At 63.6% G+C, this 780-nt stretch carries 1 pseudogene; it reads left to right on the forward strand.

The window, feature by feature from the left end:
• A pseudogene (locus tag CDV49_RS11430) lies at positions 1–780 on the forward strand (IS3 family transposase); the annotation flags it as partial.

Genomic DNA, 780 nt, shown 5'->3' on the forward strand with positions numbered 1-780 from the left:
CGGGATGCGCCCGGGGTCGAGCCGATTTGCAGCGTGCTGCCGATTGCCCCGTCCCCCTATTATGAGCATCTGGCTATTATGAGCATCTGGCCAGGCGGGCCGATCCGGCGCGGCTGTCGGATCGTGCGCGCCGGGACGAGGCTCTGCGCCCCGAGGTCCTTCGGGTCTGCGAAGAGAACTGGCGGGTCTATGGCGTCCGCAAGAACTGGCGCCAGCTTGGCCGCGAGGGCTTCGATGTCGCGCGATGCACGGTGGCGCGGCTCATGAAGGGCATGGGTATTCAAGGGATTATCCGTGGCAAGCCGCACAGGACAACGATCCCGGACAACAAGGCCCCTTGTCCGCTCGACAAGGTGAACCGCCAGTTTCGCGTGCCCGCGCCAAACATTCTGTGGGTATCGGATTTCACCTCTGTCGCCACCTGGAGAGGCTTCGTCCATGTCGCTTTCGTCATCGATGCCTATGCCCACTGCATCGTCGGCTGGAGGCTCAGCCGTTCGGCCCATGCGGGCTTCGTTCTGGATGCTCTGGAACAGGCAGTTCATGAACGCCGCCCGGCCAAGGGCACGGGGCTGGTCCACCACAGCGACAGGGGCTCTCAATACCTATCCATTCGCTACACCGAACGTCTTGCCGAAGCAGGCATTGAGCCTTCGGTCGGCAGCGTCGGCGACAGCTATGACAACGCGCTGGCCGAGACGATCAACGGCCTATTCAAGGCCGAGGTCATCCACCGCCGTGGCCCCTGGCGCAGCTTCGAGGCTGTCGAATATGCCACGC

This window comes from Haematobacter genomosp. 1, from assembly GCF_002196855.1.
Classification (GTDB): domain Bacteria; phylum Pseudomonadota; class Alphaproteobacteria; order Rhodobacterales; family Rhodobacteraceae; genus Haematobacter.